Source organism: Saliniramus sp., assembly GCF_035311605.1.
Lineage (GTDB): Bacteria > Pseudomonadota > Alphaproteobacteria > Rhizobiales > Beijerinckiaceae > Saliniramus.
The window spans coordinates 1-15,389 of sequence record NZ_DATGCW010000003.1 but is presented as its reverse complement, the minus strand read 5'-3'; the positions used below and the strand labels follow the sequence as shown (position 1 = coordinate 15,389).

Below are 15,389 nucleotides of genomic sequence, written 5' to 3'. Positions count from 1 at the left end.
GAGCGCCGCGCCGACACCCCCGTCGCCGAGGCGATCCAGACCACCAATGCGGTCCCGATCCCCACCGAAATCCGTGCCCGGCCCGATGCGCCCGAAGGCGCCTATGCGCTGCGTCTGGTGCGGCGCTATCTCGATCGCGAGGGCGCGACCATGGTTGTCTCCATCAACCACCATCCCGCCGATCGCTTCAGCTATACGATGCGCATCCGCCGCGATGCGCTGGACGGCTGAGGACCGACTCGATCCTTCGGACGCATCGGTTGCTCCATCAGCCGTGATCCGGCTGGCGCAATCATGCTCACGCCTGCAATACGTAGAGGCGAACGGCATCCAGAGCCCCATCCCCATCATGATCAGATTCTCGGTGAGCGAGACGAAGCCGAGCGGCACCTTGCTGTCGCCGCCGACACAGGCGCATTTCAACTCACGTTTTTCGACATAGACCGCCTTGAACACCGATAGTGCACCGACCGTCCCGATGAACAACGCCACCGGCCCGGCGAGCCAGATCAGCGCAGAAGCCAGCATCAGCACGCCGGCCAGCGTTTCCGCGAAAGGATAGACGTAGCCATAGGGCACCCAGCGGCGTGCGAGCAGATCGTAATTCAGGAACATCGCCGAGAAACTCTCGACATCCTTGAGCTTCTGCAGCCCGAGCAGCACCATTGCCGTCGCCACGAATATCTCGAAGGTGCGCAGGCTCGCCACCGTCCCCTCCATACGCCAGCCGATCGCCAGCGCCATGGCGAAAGCGACCGCGAACAGCGCGATGACGGGCATGTAGGTGACCTCGTCCTCATCCTTGACGGCGAGGCCGAAATGGTCACGAAGCTCCTCGTAGCCGCCGATGCGCTTGCCATCGATATAGGTCTGCGGCGTCGTCTTCACGCCCTCGCGCTGCATGAAGGCATCGGTTTCCTCACGGCTGCGAAACGGATGGTCCTCGACCTCGAAGCCCTTGCGCTGCAGCAGGTCGAGGCTTTTCAGCCCAAACGGGCAGTGATGCTCCGCCATATCCATACGGTAGATCCGTGCGGTTTTCGTCCCCGCGGTGCGTGCATCCATGGTTCGAATCCCCTTTCTGCCGCATGCGCGGCCTTGAGAGAGAGTCAAAGCGTGACGGGGGAAGTGGTTTCGGGGGCGCCTGCCTGCAGGCCGATAAAGCCCTCAGCGGGGTGCATGCAGGCGCGGGTCGAGCGCGAAGCGCTCCTGCCGGACATCGTCGAGATGATCCAGGGCTCTGCCGGGATCGAAGATCAGGTTCCAGCTGTAGCGCGAAACCGTCGAGGGGATAACCACGAAAACGTGTTCTCTCACGAGCCTGTCGCCAAAACTCTGCTGGCCCGGCCCATGGGTGGTCGGCACCAGCCAGTTCGGATTCGGCACGTCCTCAGGCCGAACCACGTGAACGATCGACGGATCGGTGATCCGTGCACAGGTCAGTATGTGGGGTGCGGTGTCGAGGACGCGGAAACCTTTATGGACCGCCACCTCCAGAATGGACGTCGCCGGATCAAGCGCGGCATAGACCACCCGCACACCCCGCGAATTCCATCGCCCGCCGACACGATACGCCCCCTCGCCGGAATGCCAGCTCCCGGCATGACGATGCTGATCGAGGCGCCACAACCGGATTTCGCCCTGCCCCAACGGCGGCGGCAGAGGGGTCACGTATAGACCCCGTATTCGAGCCGGGTGAGGTAATTCTCCACCGCTTCCGCCCCCGCAGCGGAAGGCAGGAGATCGATCGGACGGCGATTATCGAGGCCGATCGCTTGCGCTTCGAGCCATGCTTCAGCGGCCTCCTGCGACCCCATCACGTCGATGGCGCGGGCGAGGATTTCGGCGAAGCGCCAGGCGCGGCTGCTCTGCTCGACCGACAATCGCGTATCCGCCGCATCCTTCCTGCGCCTTTGCAGCGTACGGCTGCTCATGCCGATGGCCTTTTCGAGCGCATCGCCATGCGAAAGGACGCGCACACGCGCGATCAGGTGCATCAGCGATGCCGAAGGCAGGCCGCGCATGATCACGTCATGCGCGTCGATCGAATTCTGCACGCCATGCGCCACGACCCTGCGCCCGCCGAGCATGGCGAAGGCCCGGATCGGAATGCTGTCACCGGCCAGTGCGCCGGACTGCTCGGCAGCTGGAACGGCTATGCTCATGGGGGCTTCCTCTCCCGTCACCTGTCGCGAGAAGCGTGCCACATGTCGCCAGCTGCCGTCAATGCCTTGCCAGCAGCGTGCCATACCCCTGGATCTTGTCGGCAATGCCGTTCTGGCGCAGGGCCCACCAATAGGTCGCCGTGTTGATCGCGATCACCGGCTTGCCGAGCCAGAATTCGGCGATTCCGGCCACCCGCGCCATGGCGAGATTGGTGCCGACCTGCACGATGGCGTCGACATCCGGGCCGTCGACCTCGTTGATCGCGTCACGCAGCTCGGTTTCCGAGACATGGGCGATCTGCATCGGGCTCTTGCACTTGAGGCCCTTGAGATTGACGACCTCGAAGCCGCAATCGGTGAAGAACTTGCGGACCTGGACATCGCCCACGGGCATGTAGGGCGTGATCACGCCGAGCCGCTTGACGTTGTCGTAGCACCCGAGCGCCGCGCGGCAGGCATCCGATCCCATCGCGACCTTCACGCCGGCACGCTCCTCGACACGCCGCTCCAGCTCGATCGAGCCTTCGAGCCCGTCCCAGAAGGTCTCTGCCGACATCCCCATGACGAGATAATCCGGGCGGCAGGTCATCACCGCATCGACCGAATCCATCAGCGCGGCGCGAATATCGTCCATCAGCTTGTTGAAATCATCGTCGCTGGTGACCGGGTTGTCAGGAATGACGATACGCGAGAAATGGTTGGTCACGCCGACGGGACGCATCGCGTCGAATTCCGGCTGGACCGAGGTGTTGGTGGACGGGGCGATGACCCCGAATTTCATGCGGTAACCGAGACTGTCGACCATGGTCGTTCTCCCTGGATATGGTGTCCGCGCCGTTCAAACCACGTCTTCGAGATCACGCAGCGACTGGATCATCGACGAGCGGCGCACGAAGGCGCGGTGTGCCTCTTCATCAGCCACGGTGCTGCGCAATTCGTTGTGATAGGCGCGGCGCGCCTGCGGATCTTTCTCGTTGAGGATCTTGCGATTGCGCAGGGCCTGCGCCTGGACCGTCTCGATCGCGACCTTGCGGCGCTGGCGCTCATAGCGCCCCATCGTCTCCAGCGGCGCGCCGTGCCACACGGCGGTGAGCTTCTCGCCGAGATTCATGGCATCGTGAATGCCGCCATTCATGCCCATGCCGCCGAGCGGATTGTTAAGATGCGCGGCATCGCCGGCGAGGAAGATGCGCCCGGAAAGGTAGCGATCCGCGACGCGCTCATGCACGCGGTAATCGGTTTTATGGACGATCTCATAGGGCGCATCGCGCGGCAGCAGCGCCTGCAGCCGCTCCTCGATGCGCTCCGGCGCCTTCATCGATTCAGGCGTTTCGTTATCCTCGGTCGGGAAGAGAACGCGCCACAGCGTGGGCGTGCGCAGCAGCACCACCCATTCATCCGGATCGCTGATATAGGCGATGTTGGTCAGATCCGGGATGGCCGAGCCGAAATCGAAAGTCGTCGAGAAGGTCAGGAAGATCTCGGGGATGGTCATCCCCTCGAAGTTCACACCGATCTGCTTGCGCACGATCGAGCGCGCACCGTCGGCACCAATGAGGAAACGCCCGCGCAATTCCTCGCGATGCCCGTCCCCGTCGGCGATCACGAGGCGCACGCCGTCATCATCCTGGGAGGCTTCCAGCGCCTGCATGCCGTAACGCAGGTCGACCTTGCCCTCTGCCTCGAGCTTCTCGCGCAGGAGGCGTGCGAGCTTCCATTGCTCGCATTGCAGGCGATAGGGATGACCCGTCTCATCGGCCAGCAGCCCGAGATCGAAAGTGGCGATGACGCCTTCCCTGCGGTCGCGGAACTGCCATTTCGGGCAGATCAGCCCCTGTTCCACGCATTTTTCGGCGATGCCGAAGCGATCGAGCATGTCGAGCGTCGGCGGATGAAAGGTCGAGGCGCGCAGATCGGTCGGCACGTCCTCATGCCCCTCGATCAACGTCACCGGAATCCCCTCATCCGCCAGATAAGCCGCTGCGGTCATCCCGACCGGCCCGCCTCCGACGATCAGAACGCCTCTGTCACTCATGCCGCGATCCCCTCGCTGTGATGCGCTATGCGCGTTTTCGTTGATCAAGTATATGTCCGGACAAATTCATGCGTCCAGCCCGATACCCTGCATGACACATCAGTGCCCCACACCGGGGCGAGGACGCCCCGCCTGGGCGATGCCGGCGTTCTCCTCTCCCTTGCGGAGAGGCGACAGGGGTGAGGGTGTGGGCGCGACGATTGCTGGTAAAGCACCTCGCCCTGCATCGACGCCACTCACCCCCTGCCCCTCTCCTCGGAGGGAGAGGGGAGATCGCGCTGCATCAGCCCTCGCACTATCAATCACCTCCCCCATCACATGATCGCCGGTTTTTCGACCGGTGCGCTGCGGGCCGCCTGCGCCGCCTCGTCGAAGGGCAGCGCCTCGTCCCAGAGCCGCGCGATGTAGCGCGCGCCGGTCTGGCCGTTCGAATCATCGGCGCTCAGCCACAAAGCGGGAGCGCGCATGATGGCGGGCGAAAGCAGGTTGCCGTCGGCGCCTTTCTTGCCGGGTCCGTCGGGCAGCAGCGCCGTATCTGCCGCGCCGCCCGGCAGGAGCACGTTGACATCAACACCGGTGCCGGCGAGATCCTGCGCAAAGATGCGCGAGGCAGCTTCCATCGCCGCCTTCGAGGGGCCGTAGGGCGCATAGCCGCGCCGGACCATGGTCTGGTCGCTGGTCGAGATGTTGATGATCTTGCCGCAACCGCGCGCCAGCATGCCCGGCACCACCGCCCGGCTCATATGGAACATGCCGTTGAGATTAGCCGCGATGATTGCCGCCCAGGCCTGCGGATCGGTCTCCCAGAACCGCGTCGGCTCACGATTATAGGTCTCGCTGACGAGCCGCATGCCGCGTCCGGCATTGTTGATCAGCACCGCAACCGGGCCGAGTTTCTCCTCGACCCGCGCGACCAGCGCCATACAGGCGTCCGGATCCGTGACGTCGCAGATCAGCGGGAGTATCCGCCCCGACAGAGATTCCGCCTCGCGCGCCGTGGCGTCGAGTTCCTCGCCCGCTCGCGCGCCGGTAATCGCGACCCGCGCGCCCTCCTCCGCGAGCGCGAGCGCCATTTCGCGCCCAAGTCCGCGCCCGCCACCGGTTACGATCACAACGCGGTCTCGCAGTGACGGGTATCGCATCATCATCAGCCGGCGGCTCCCATGCGTTCGAACAGGCGCCCCGCTGCCGGTATGTCGTCGCGGATACCGGCGAGCCGCAGGGCGTGCCAGAGCGTTGCGGTATTGGAGGAGATCACCGGAATGCCGAATTCGGCTTCGAGCTTGCAGATCAGTGGCAGGGTCGGAAAATCGGTGCAGGAGATCAGCAGCGCGTCGGGGCGCCCGAATCCACTCGCCTGCCCGCGCGCCGCCTGCATCACCCCACGCGCATGCGCGGCGACCGCATCGAGCGGTGTCTGCGCGATGCGCACATATTCATGGGGCCCGCCGGAACCGATGCCGAGCCCCGCAATCGCCAGCACCTCGAACCCGCAGCCTTCGAGGAAGTGGCGTTCATGCGCGTCGAGCTTTTCGTGATAAGGCGTTGCCACGGCGAGCCTCTTTGCTGCGAGCGCATCGAGCGCGGTGACGATCGCCGCAGCCGTGCTGAGTCCGGTGCGCCCGCTCCCGGCCTGCATCCGTTCGGGCAGGCTCTGCGGCGGATGCGTCATCGAGCCGGCGGTGCAGGCATAAGCAATGACATCGACATCCGCCTTGACGAGCTCGGCCATGGCCTTGTCGAGATCGTCATGCAGCGCGCGCTGGCCCGCCTCCGAGGTCGTATCGGCATGAAGCGGCATGCGCATGGTGTGGAAGCTCGTGCCCTCGGGCATCAGCCGCGCCCATTCCGCCTCGTTCACCGTATTGGTCGGCGGCACGATCACGCCGAGACGCGCGCGCCAGGAATAGGCGGAGAAATGGCGCGGAGCACCGGGCGCTTCAGGCATCGCTGGCTCCCAGTTTGTGGATCGCGCGCTCTGCTACCGGCACCATCACCGTCTTGATTTCGGTATACATCGCCTCGCAGCCACGCCCGCCCTCGCGACCGACGCCGGATTCCTTGTAGCCGCCGAAGGCCGAGCGCAGGTCGCGCACCATCGGCGTGTTGACCCAGATGGTCCCCGTGCGCAGGGCCTGCGCAACGCGGTGCGCGCGCCCGAGTCCCTCTGTCCAGACATAGCCGGCCAGCCCGAAGCGGCTCTCATTGGCCAGCCGTACCACCTCCTCCTCGGTATCAAAGACCTGGAAGGTGGCGAAGGGGCCAAAAATCTCCTCCTGGCACAGGCGCGCGCCATTATCCTGCGCGAGCATCGCCACCGGCTGCACGTAGTGCCCGGACTCCATCCCGGTGACGGAACCGCCGCCGGCGAGAAGCGTCGCGCCCTCGCTTTCGCCGATGCGGACATAATCGCGCATGCGCTGCTTTTGCGCGGCATTGATCATCGGACCGAGTTCGTTGCCCGGCACCAGCGGGTCGCCAATGCGCAGGTTGCGCATGCGCGCCGCGAAAGCCTCCATGAAGCGCTCGGCGATCGGGCGCTGCACGAAGATACGGCTGCCTGCGAGGCACATCTGGCCATTATTAGCGAAAACGCCGAGCAGCGCGCCGTCGAGGGCGCGGTCGAAATCGGCATCGTCGAAGACGATATTGGCGCTCTTGCCGCCGAGCTCCATGGCGGAGCCCTTGATGCCCTTTGCCAGCGCCGTCATGATCGCGCGTCCGGTCTCGGTGCCGCCAGTGAAGGAGACCATGTCGATTTCCGGATGCCCCGACAGCGCCGCACCGGTGACATGGCCGCGCCCGTTGACGAGGTTCACCACGCCCTCCGGCAGGCCGCAATCACGCATCAGTTCGAACAGGCGCGCCACCGTCAGCGGCGTCATTTCGCTCGGCTTGACCACGCAGGTATTGCCGAATGCCAGCGCCGCAGCGAGCTTCATCGAGGTCAGCCCCAGCGGCACGTTCCACGGCCCGATCAGGGCACAGACCCCCATCGGCTCGCGCGAGACCAGCGTCAGGAACCCCTCCTCCTGCTGATAGAGCTCGCCGGCACTGTGATTGATATATTCGGCAAAGAATTTGAAATTATAGGCCGCACGCGGGATGTGCATGCCCCGCGTCTGGGCAAGCGGGACGCCGGTATTGATGCTCTCCAGCGCCGCAAGCTCGTCGGCATGGGTCATGATCGCGTCATGGATCGCCATCAGAACCCGCTGGCGCGTGGCAATGCCGCTCTTCGGCCAGGGCCCGTGATCGAAGGCGTGACGCGCGGCACGCACGGCTGCGTCGACCTCCCCGGCATCCGATTCGTGCAGGATCACGATCACTTTCCCCGTGGCCGGATCGGCGATCGGCAGTGGCTCGCCCCGATGCGAAACGAAGGCCTCCCCAACGTATGCGGATACGGCGCGCGGCTGCGCGACGAGGGCGTCACGCAACGCGATCGGCGTCTGCGCCCCTGCCATCACTGCCCCCCGCGCCCGACGATTCCACGCTCGGCCAGTTCGGCAATGCGCGCATCGTCCAACTTCAGAAGCCCCTTGAACACATCGTCGTTATGCTCCCCGAGCTCCGGCCCGGCACTGACCACGCGCCCCGGCGTGGCCGAGAGGCGCGGCGCGACATTCTGCATGGCGAGATCGCCGAAGACAGGGTGCGCAACCTTCACGATCGCCTCGCGCGCCTTGAAATGCGCATCCTCCAGCATTTCCGGCGCGCGGTAGATGTCGCCGCGCGGCACACCATGCTCGTCGAGGAGCGGCCCGAGTTCGGCGGCTGTCATCGTGCGGGTCCATTCCGCAATCAGATCATCGAGCTCGGCCTGATGCTTGCCGCGCGCGGAATGCGTGGCGTAGCGCTCATCCGAAGCGAGCTCCTCGCGGCCCATCGCCCCGGCGAGACGGGAGAAGACCGTATCCTGGTTGGCGGCGATCAGGACAAATTTCTCGTCCTTCGTCGGATACACGTTCGACGGCGCCACGTTCGGCAGGATGGCTCCGGTGCGCTCGCGGATGAAGTCGGCCTTGTCGTACTCGGTGATCAGCGATTCCATCACGTTGAGCACGGCTTCGTAAATCGCGCTGTCGACCACCTGCCCGTGCCCGGTCCGGTGCATGTTGTGCAGCGCCATCATGCCGCCGAGGCAGGCGAAGGTGGCGGCCAGCGTATCGCCGATGGAGATGCCCATCCGGCTCGGCGGCGTCGAGGGATCACCCACCACGTAGCGCAGCCCGCCCATGGCCTCACCGATGGCGCCGTAGCCGGCATTGCGCGAATAGGGCCCGCTCTGGCCGTAGCCGGAGACGCGAATCATGATCAGGCGCGGGTTGATCTTCGAAAGCTCCTCGTAGCCGAGCCCCCATTTCTCCATCGTGCCCGGGCGGAAATTCTCCAGCAGGATATCCGCGTCACGCACGAGCTCGCGGATCATTTCCTGGCCTTCCGGCTCGCGGGCGTTAATCTCGACGGATTTCTTGTTGCGCGCGATGACCGGCCACCAGAGCGACTTCCCATGCGGCTTCTCGCGGCCCCACTGGCGCATCGGATCGCCGGAACCCGGCTGCTCGACCTTGATCACCTCGGCACCGAAATCGGCCATCAGCTGGCCGCAGAACGGGCCAGCCAGCAATTGCCCCATCTCGATCACCCGCAGATCGGTAAGCGGGCCGGAGAGGCGGGGATCGCGTATCGCCGTCATGACGTTTCCTCAATTTGTCCGGACAATCTTGTGTCCAATTAATAACCGATCCATGCGATCTGGCAAGACAGATCGCATGGTTTTTCCTCACGTCGGCACATCGAAAAATGCGCAGGACGCCCGTATCTGGATACAATTCATGAGCAAAACCCACGTTTCGGCAATATTCTTGTAGACAGATGAGTTTGTCCGGACATATTTTAGGCCCATTCCCGGACCGGCGCGATCCCGCCGCAACCGGGCATGTGGTACGGTACACGATGATGGCCGCACCATGCAGGCAAAGCCAACAGGGGAACACATCATGAGGAAGACATTTTCGGCCCTGGCCGTCGCGGCACTGATGGCGCTGCCCGGCCTTTCCGCAGCCCCGGCCCAGGCGCAGGTCGTGACGCTCGGCTCCACCGCCACCGGCGGCACCAGCCAGATCGGTCGCTCCATCGCGGCGGCGGTCTCCGAATACTCCCCCCTGCAGATGCGTCCGCAGGAAATGGCCAATACGGCGGATTACATGCCGCTGGTAAATATCGGCGAAATCGATTTCGGCATCTCCAACGTCGTACAGCTCTGGTACGCCCATCACGGGCTGGGAATGTCCGCAGGGACGCCGATGAGCGAGTTGCGCAACGTCGCCTCGCTGATGCCTTTCCGCGCCGGCTTCATCGTCCCCGCCGACAGCGACGTGCAAAGCATCGAGGACCTCGCCGGCAAGCGGGTCCCCGGCTTTGCCGAAGGTACGCTCGGATATCACGTGACACTCGCCTATCTCGCCAATGGCGGTCTCACCTATGACGACGTTGTCGAGGTTCCGGTGCCCAACTTCCCGCGCATGTGGGATTCCTTCCGTGAGGGCTCCACCGACGTGACCATCGTCGTCGTCGGCTCTGGTACCAATATCGAACTCGACCAGACGCTCGACGGCGTGCGCTTCATCAGTTTCACGGATGATCCTGAACGCCTCGAAGCCATGCAGGAATGGCTGCCGCAGATGTATTTCGGCCAGGTCGACGCCGATGCGGGTATCCCCGGCATCGACGAGCCGACCAACATCAAGGTCTATGATTACACGCTGTTTGCGCCCGAGAGCGTCTCGGACGATCTCGTCTATGAGGTGACGAAGTCGCTCTACGAGAACGAAGAGCTGCTGCGCGGCACGAGCCCCGTATGGACCGGTTTCACCGCTGAGGGCATGAGCCGCGACGTCGATGTCCCATTCCATCCCGGCGCGATCCGCTTCTACGAAGAAGCTGGCGCCTGGAATCGCTGATCGGCTGCGGCACATAGTGCCGCCGGACGGATCGCCCGATGCGCGCCATGGCGCCGCCCGGGCGATCCGCAGAGCGCATGCACGCCATCCTGCCTGACGAGGAGCCTCCCGCATGGATGCGGCCCTGACCGATCTTGGACCGCGCGACCGCTTCACCCGGCGCTGGATCGTTCCTGCCCTGTGCATTGCGATCACGCTCGCAGCGATCTTCTGGTCGCTGGGCGGGCCGATCCGCATCGGGGTGCGGGTCTATGCCGAACAGATCCTCGTTGCCGTGCTGACGATGGGGCTCGCGGTCTGCTTCCTGACGCGACGCGCCAGTAGCCGCAGCACCGACACGACCCCCATCCCCCTCTTCGATTATGCCCTCGCAGCAATCGCGCTCGTCTACGGCATCTACCTCACCTGGGTATTTCCCGACCTCTCGCAGAACGTGTTCTTCCGCCAGACCGAGGCGATCATCGTGGCGAGCATTGGCCTCACGCTGCTGCTGGAAGGTTTGCGGCGCGCGATCGGCTGGAGCCTGATCGTCATTCTCGCCATGATCGGCGGTTACGCGCTCTACGCGCACCTGTTCCCCGGCCCGCTGGAGGGACGCGGAATCTCGCTGCAGCGCCTGATCAGCTTCACCATTCTCGACAGCGCCGCCATGGCCGGCGCAGCGCTTTATATCGCCGTGGCGGTGGTGATCCCCTTCATCCTGCTGGCGCGGCTGCTGCTCGCGACGGGAGGCTCCGCCTTCTTCTCCGATCTCTCAGCCTCGCTGATGGGGCGCTATCGCGGCGGTGCGGGCAAGATCGCCATCGTCGGTTCCGCCTTGTTCGGCACGATCTCGGGCAGTGCCGTCTCCAACGTCGCCTCGACAGGCGGCATCACCATTCCACTGATGAAGGAGAGCGGCTATCGCCCGCATACCGCCGCCGCGATAGAGGCCTCGGCCTCGACCGGCGGGCAGTTGATGCCCCCGATCATGGGGGCCGCCGCCTTCCTGCTGGCGGAGAATCTCGGTGTGCCCTTCACCGAGGTGATCATCGCCGCGATCGTGCCGTCGGTGCTCTATTTCTTCAGCCTGTTCATCTTCGCCGATCTCGAAGCCGGGCGACGGGGCATCATGCCGGTCGAGGAAAGCCGCATCCCGGCCGTGCTGGCGACCTTGACGCGCGGCTGGTTCCTCCTGCTCCCGTTCGTCGTCCTGCTTACGGGTCTCTTCGCCTATGCGATGCGGCCCGAAACGGCGGCGCTCTATGCGGTCGGCGTGCTCTTCCTGATCGCGCTGGTGCGCACTTATGAAGGCGGGCGAATCGGTCTTCGTGACCTGGTTGAGGCACTGGTGCGTACCGGGCAGGCCTCGGTCGAGATCGTCATCATCTGCGCCATGGCAGGCATCATCATCGGGCTGTTCTCGCTCTCCGGCCTGAGCTTCGGCATGACCTTCTTCCTCGTGCAGATCGGACAGACGAGCCTGTTCCTGCTGCTCCTGATGACGGCGCTGATCTGCATCGTGCTGGGGATGGGGCTGCCGACGGTCGGCGTCTATCTGCTGCTCGCCACGCTTGCCGCCCCGCCACTCGTCCAGCTCGGCCTGATACCGATGTCGGCGCATCTGTTCGTCCTGTATTTCGGCATGCTCTCGATGCTCACCCCGCCCGTGGCGATCGCCGCCTTCGTCGCGGCCAGCATGGCGGGAGCACCGCCGATGCGCACCGGATTCGAGGCCGTGCGCATTGCCTGGCCGGCCTATGTCGTACCCTTCCTCTTCGCCGCGTCGCCCAGCCTGATTCTCGCCGGCACGCCCGTCGAGAACGCCGTAGCCTTCGTCACGGCGGCGGGCGGGGTCACCCTGATCACCGCCGCGATCGTCGGCTTCGCCGGCGGCCTGCTGGCCACGCCGATGCGGCTCGGTGTCGCACTGGCGGGGATCGTGCTGTTGCTGCCGCCCGATCTGTTGCCGATTTCGGGCCTGCTCTCACTCGTAGCCGCCGCAGCCGGGATTGCATTCTGGATCCTGAGCGGGCGCGCGGGCAGCGCGGTTGCGGCAGGTGAATGACGAAAGGAGGTGTACGCGAACCATGCGCATCCGAGCCGCGCTGATCCATATGCGCAAGCGTGACGTTGACTATACGTAATGGAGCATGCAGCCTTCCGGCCTGCCGTTCCCCATCACAGTCGCAGTTTCCGGCAAGAGAAAAGCGACCCAACTGTCCAGGGAGGACACAATGACACTGGAAAACACCGCAAAGACTTCTCGCAACTGGCTGACCGGGCTTGCTCTCGGTACAGCGATGGCCTTCGGTGGCGCCGCCACGACGGCCCAGGCGCAGAACGACATCACCGTCACCCATTGGGGCGTGCTGATGTATGGCGCGCCCTACGCGATTGCCCGCGATCAGGGCTATTTCGAGGAAGCCGGCTTCGAGCTCGGTGACATCCTGACCTCTTCAGGCGGCGGCACCACGGTGCGCAACGTGCTCACCGGCGGCCTGCTCTACGGCGAGACCAGCCTCGCGGCCGCCGTTTCGGCGCATCTGACCGGGCGCGATATCGTCATCGTGAATACCGGTGCTGCAACAGTGGCAGATATTCTCTGGATCACCAAACCCGATAACGACGAGATCGATTCCATCGAGGACTTCGTCGGCAAGCGCATCGCCTATACCCGTCCGCAATCCGTCACCGACATGACGCTTCGCATGTCGCTCGATGCGGCGGGCCTTTCCTCCGATGACATGGAGCTGATCGCCGCCGGCGGCATCGGTGACGGCCTGACTCTGCTACAGCAGGGCGCAGTGGACGCGGTCCCGATCCTGGAGCCGATCTGGGCCAGCCAGCGCGACAATTACAAGGCCGTGCTCTACCTGCAGGACGTATTGCCGCGCGTCGCGCAGACCGTCGGAATCACCACGAGCGCCTTCGCCGAAGAGCGCGGGGATGACCTGCGCGCCATCATCGAGGCACGTCGCAAGGGTGTTCAGTTCATCAAGGACAACCCGGAAGAATCCGCCCGCATCTTCGCGGAGGTCTATGACCGCGATGAAGCGATCATGCGCACCGCGATCGATGCCATGCTGGAAATCGACTACTGGTCCGAGGGCGGCTTCGTCTACGAGGACATGGACCGCAAGATGGACGGTCTGCGCCTGATCGATGTCGTCGATGGCGAAGTCGACTGGAGTGCCGTGGTCGATGAGAGCTTCCTGCCGGAAGATCTGCGCAGTCAGTAAAGCGGGAGCGTTCCAGTGTCTCATGAAGTGCATGCGCGTCTCGAGGGCGTGACGCGGGTCTATCCCGCCGTGGCCGGCAACCCGCCGGTCCACGCGCTGGGCCCGATCGATCTCGACCTGCGCAAGGGCGAGTTCTTCTCCATCGTCGGCCCGTCGGGCTGCGGCAAATCCACCTGTATGGACGTGCTGGCCGGTCTGGCTGCGCCGACAGAGGGCAATGTCTGGTTCGAGGACAAACGGGTCGATGGCAACGTGCCCGACGGCATCGGCGCGGTATTCCAGGAGGATGCCTCATTTCCCTGGCTGACGGTGGAGGACAACGCCGCCTTCGGCTTGCGCCGTGCGGGTGTCGATGCGGCGGAGATCCGCCGGCGTGTCGACTACGCGCTGGGCTTCGTGGGACTCAAGGATTTCGCGAAGGCTTATCCGGCTCAATTGTCGGGTGGCATGCGCCAGCGTGTGTGTATCGCGCGCACGCTGGTGCTCCAGCCGCGCCTGATCCTGCTCGACGAGCCTTTCGGCGCACTCGATGCCCAGACGCGTCTGCTGATGGGCGACGAGTTGCTTAAGCTCTGGCGCGAGACGGGTGCTACGGTGCTGCTCATCACCCACGCCCTTGACGAGGCCGCCATGCTATCCGACCGGATCGGCGCCATGTCGGCCCGGCCGGGGCGCTTCCTCGAAACCGTCGAGACCGGCTGGTCGCGCGACCGCGATTCGCGCATGCTCGAGGGCGAGACCTTCGGGCATATCACCGGGCGGCTGTGGCAGATGCTGCGTTCGGAATCGCAACGCGCCATGGGGCATGAGGGAGGCGCGGCATGAACCGGCTGACGCTGATCCGCCTCGGTGTGATCGTGGGCTTCTTTGGCCTGCTCGAAATCCTCTGCCGCACGGAAGTTATCTCCCCCTTCACCATGATCCCGCCGAGCGAGATGGCCATCGCGCTGTGGACGCTCATTGCTTCCGGCGAAATCGCGCGCGGAATGCGCCAGACGCTTGGCAATGTCGCGGTGGCCTGCATCCTCGCCATCACGGTTGGTTTCGCCGTGGGCGCCGGTGTGCATGCCCTTCCTCGTTTGCGTCGCGCGCTCGACCCGTTCCTGACGACGTATTACGCGGTGCCGTTCTTCGTCTTCTATCCGCTGCTCGTCTTCATCTTCGGGATGAACAACTTCCCGATGATCATGATCGGATTCCTCTTCGCGGTCGTCGCGATGATCATCAACACGCTCAACGGGCTGGACAAGATCCCCCGGGTCTACCGCAAGGTCGCGCGCATGCACCATATGGGGCGGGCAAAGACCGCGCTCCTGATCGAGCTGCCCTATGCCATTCCCAATCTCTTCACCGGAGTGAAGCTTGCCGTCGCCTATTCCTTCATCGGCGTGATCGCGGCGGAGTTCATCCTCGCACCCGGCGGGCTCGGCTACGCGATTTCCTTCGCCTACGACAATTTCGACAACGAAGCGATGTACGCGCTGATGCTCTTCATCCTGGTGCTCGTCACCATCATCAACATGTCGCTGCACGCCTATGAGCAGCGGCTGCTGCGACGGCAGGGACGCTGATCATGGCAGGAACGCAAACGGCATATTCCCGCAAGGATCACGAGCGCGCCGAGCGGCTGCGCTATTTCGGCGATGTGGCGCTGGTGATCGTCGCCATTGTGGTGGTCTGGCAGATCCTGCACATGCTCGCCGGGGACGTGGCGATTTCATCGCCGCTCGCCACGGCGATACGGGCGGGCGAGCTGCTCGGCTCTGCGAGCTTCTGGCCGCATGTCGTGGAGACGGCAAAGGCGCTCGTCTATGCGCTGATCATCGCGCTGCTGATCGGTATCGGTGTGGGAACATGGCTGGGGGCGCACAGGCTGTCCGGCGCGGTGGCAGAGCCGATTCTGGTGGCCTTGTATTCGCTGCCCAAGATCACGCTGTACCCGCTGATCCTGCTTGTCTTCGGCCTCGGAATCGAAGCGAAGATCGCCTTCGGCGCCATTCAT

15 protein-coding genes and 1 pseudogene are annotated in these 15,389 nt (G+C 64.4%); 7 read left to right on the top strand and 9 right to left on the bottom strand.

Annotated features, from left to right (window positions below):
* Positions 1 to 33 precede the first annotated feature (33 nt).
* Positions 34 to 231, top strand: a complete 198-nt coding sequence (locus VKP01_RS17340) for a hypothetical protein (RefSeq protein WP_414706474.1) — start codon at positions 34 to 36, stop codon at positions 229 to 231.
* A 93-nt stretch (positions 232 to 324) separates the two neighbouring features.
* On the opposite strand, the pseudogene VKP01_RS00105 reads toward VKP01_RS17340, so the two are convergent.
* From VKP01_RS00105 to VKP01_RS00065, 9 genes and pseudogenes are all read right to left on the bottom strand, one after another.
* Positions 325 to 1,065: pseudogene (locus tag VKP01_RS00105) on the bottom strand (MauE/DoxX family redox-associated membrane protein); the annotation flags it as partial.
* Between the two features lie 102 nt (positions 1,066 to 1,167).
* On the bottom strand, positions 1,168 to 1,671 hold the full coding sequence (locus tag VKP01_RS00100; protein WP_324409611.1) for an RES family NAD+ phosphorylase: 504 nt from the start codon (positions 1,669 to 1,671) through the stop codon (positions 1,168 to 1,170).
* A complete protein-coding gene (gene parS, locus VKP01_RS00095) occupies positions 1,668 to 2,159 on the bottom strand; it encodes a type II toxin-antitoxin system Xre/ParS family antitoxin (RefSeq protein WP_414706473.1) in 492 nt (163 codons plus the stop codon). The genes VKP01_RS00100 and parS overlap by 4 nt, the downstream gene beginning before the upstream one ends.
* Positions 2,160 to 2,223: 64 nt before the next feature.
* The gene (locus tag VKP01_RS00090) at positions 2,224 to 2,970 is read right to left on the bottom strand and encodes an Asp/Glu racemase (RefSeq protein WP_324409609.1); all 747 of its coding nucleotides are present in this window, start codon (positions 2,968 to 2,970) and stop codon (positions 2,224 to 2,226) included.
* Between the two features lie 33 nt (positions 2,971 to 3,003).
* A complete protein-coding gene (locus VKP01_RS00085; protein ID WP_324409608.1) occupies positions 3,004 to 4,200 on the bottom strand; it encodes an FAD-dependent oxidoreductase in 1,197 nt (398 codons plus the stop codon).
* A 314-nt stretch (positions 4,201 to 4,514) separates the two neighbouring features.
* The gene (locus VKP01_RS00080; RefSeq protein WP_324409607.1) at positions 4,515 to 5,312 is read right to left on the bottom strand and encodes an SDR family oxidoreductase; all 798 of its coding nucleotides are present in this window, start codon (positions 5,310 to 5,312) and stop codon (positions 4,515 to 4,517) included.
* A gap of 35 nt (positions 5,313 to 5,347) precedes the next feature.
* Complete coding sequence (locus VKP01_RS00075) at positions 5,348 to 6,148, bottom strand: hypothetical protein (protein ID WP_324409606.1); 801 nt, start codon at positions 6,146 to 6,148, stop codon at positions 5,348 to 5,350.
* Complete coding sequence (locus VKP01_RS00070) at positions 6,141 to 7,667, bottom strand: aldehyde dehydrogenase (protein ID WP_324409605.1); 1,527 nt, start codon at positions 7,665 to 7,667, stop codon at positions 6,141 to 6,143. The genes VKP01_RS00075 and VKP01_RS00070 overlap by 8 nt, the downstream gene beginning before the upstream one ends.
* Positions 7,667 to 8,899, bottom strand: coding sequence for a CaiB/BaiF CoA-transferase family protein (locus tag VKP01_RS00065; protein WP_324409604.1), 1,233 nt, complete (start codon positions 8,897 to 8,899; stop codon positions 7,667 to 7,669). Before VKP01_RS00065 ends, VKP01_RS00070 begins: the two co-directional genes overlap by 1 nt.
* A 304-nt stretch (positions 8,900 to 9,203) precedes the next feature.
* Here VKP01_RS00065 and VKP01_RS00060 point away from each other — a divergent pair, with 304 nt between their 5' ends.
* The 6 genes from VKP01_RS00060 to VKP01_RS00035 form a co-directional block, all read left to right on the top strand.
* Positions 9,204 to 10,166 (top strand): TAXI family TRAP transporter solute-binding subunit, encoded by a 963-nt coding sequence (locus VKP01_RS00060; protein ID WP_324409603.1) that lies wholly within the window; start codon positions 9,204 to 9,206, stop codon positions 10,164 to 10,166.
* Between the two features lie 112 nt (positions 10,167 to 10,278).
* Entirely contained in the window at positions 10,279 to 12,213 is a 1,935-nt protein-coding gene (locus VKP01_RS00055; protein ID WP_324409602.1) for a TRAP transporter fused permease subunit, read from the top strand.
* 169 nt (positions 12,214 to 12,382) lie between these two features.
* Positions 12,383 to 13,387, top strand: a complete 1,005-nt coding sequence (locus VKP01_RS00050) for an ABC transporter substrate-binding protein (RefSeq protein WP_324409601.1) — start codon at positions 12,383 to 12,385, stop codon at positions 13,385 to 13,387.
* A 15-nt stretch (positions 13,388 to 13,402) separates the two neighbouring features.
* Entirely contained in the window at positions 13,403 to 14,212 is an 810-nt protein-coding gene (locus tag VKP01_RS00045) for an ABC transporter ATP-binding protein (protein WP_324409600.1), read from the top strand.
* Positions 14,209 to 14,958: an ABC transporter permease gene (locus VKP01_RS00040; RefSeq protein ID WP_324409599.1), complete on the top strand. Its 750-nt coding sequence runs from the start codon at positions 14,209 to 14,211 to the stop codon at positions 14,956 to 14,958. Before VKP01_RS00045 ends, VKP01_RS00040 begins: the two co-directional genes overlap by 4 nt.
* A 2-nt stretch (positions 14,959 to 14,960) precedes the next feature.
* A partial coding sequence (locus VKP01_RS00035; protein ID WP_414706472.1) for an ABC transporter permease occupies positions 14,961 to 15,389 on the top strand: 429 nt, incomplete at its 3' end.